We start from the raw sequence: 1,485 nt of genomic DNA, 5'->3' as shown, positions 1-1,485 counted from the left end.
AAACCACCTCCACGTATACTTGAGCTATCAAGAGAAACGGAGGTGGTTCTTTGAAAGCCACAAATGACATCGTTCCTATTCAAATCCACGATCAATCTAGAGCAGCTCGTGATCAGAAAAAGAATAGTACCGCAAAATTAGCCCTGCGTATACGGAGAAAGGACGGTTCTGAAGTCCTGATCTATAATGGCGTGAATAGCTACATCCTTTCGTCTATTCTCAAGGAGTTGATGTGAGGTGCTTCTTGATTTTACTAAAGTAGAAAAAATTTTTATCGTGACAGGCAAGACCGATCTGCGAAAAGGAATTGACGGCCTCGCAAGTATCATCCAACAAGACTATGCGTTGGATGTCTACGAGGATGCCCTGTTCCTTTTTTGCGGCAATCGATGTGATCGGTTTAAACTGCTCTACTGGAATAAAGATGGTTTTTTCCTCGGCTATAAGCGTATTGAAAACGGGCGACTTCAATGGCCAAGAAAAAAGGAGGAAGTTCGCCAACTTTCGGTCCAACAGATTCATTGGCTGCTTGAAGGGCTAAGTATCCATCAGCCAAAAGCAATCAAGGCTGGAACAAAAGGGTTCTTTTAAACAGAGAAAAACGGTGAAATCATTGATTTTATGCGTTTTTCTCTGTTTTTCAGTGTGCTTAAATGGTATAATAATAACAGTGGTTACAATAAAAATGGTGGTGAATTTCTTGTCCTTACAGACCAATTCTACTTCTAACAATAACGTTGAGGTTGATGTAAATGTTCTGCTTCAACTCCTTGAATCTCAGACAGAAACGATCAAGGAACTTCAGCGAGCGAATCAAGCATTGAACCAAGAGGTTCACCTGCTCAATGAGAAATTGAGTTATTTTACGGACCGCTTTTTTGGTCGTTCTAAAGAAACCGTCGATTCGCAAGTGACGGGGCAACTCAACCTCTTTTCTGAGGAGGGTGAAGAAAAAGAGGCACCTTCAACAACGGAACGTGTACAAGAAACCTCGGTTAAAGGACACAAAAGAAAAATCGGTCAAAAAGCAGAGAAGATTGCCCATCTTCCTTTAAAAGAGGCACATCATGAATTGCCTTTGGATCAACGGATTTGTGAGCAATGCGGCACTCAGATGACAGACATTGGCTCAACGAAAATTCGTGAGGAAGTTCTTTTTCATCAAGCCATGTTAGATCGGCTTGTTCATTTACAACATACGTATTGTTGTAAAGAATGCGAAAAAGCAGATGTTTCTTCTTACAAGAAAGCACCTGTTCCAAAACCAGTGGTGTCCAACAGTTTGGGCTCAAACAGTGTGATCGCAGAAACGATCCGATTGAAGTTTGGGCAAAAATCTCCTGCCAATCGGCAGGAAAGCTATTGGCAAGAAACATTGGGTCTGGATATCTCTCGTGACAACATCACCAACTGGCATATTAAAGTCTGTCATAACGCGTTGGATAGTTTAGCTCAACGATTAAAGATGTATCTAAACCAAGAAGA

Annotated in this window: 2 protein-coding genes; both read left to right on the top strand. The window is 41.4% G+C overall.

The genetic code is table 11. The annotated features are described in order from the left end of the window. Positions 1 to 237 precede the first annotated feature (237 nt). The gene (tnpB, locus tag AC4J95_RS21010) at positions 238 to 591 is read left to right on the top strand and encodes an IS66 family insertion sequence element accessory protein TnpB (protein ID WP_494551540.1); all 354 of its coding nucleotides are present in this window, start codon (positions 238 to 240) and stop codon (positions 589 to 591) included. Positions 592 to 700: 109 nt separating this feature from the next. Further along, a partial coding sequence (locus AC4J95_RS21005) for an IS66 family transposase (RefSeq protein WP_494551539.1) occupies positions 701 to 1,485 on the top strand: 785 nt, incomplete at its 3' end.

The sequence above is a fragment of the Enterococcus sp. GPZ-007 genome (assembly GCF_059374735.1).
Note: the sequence above shows the minus strand (reverse complement) of the source record. Positions and strands in the feature narration are given on the sequence as shown.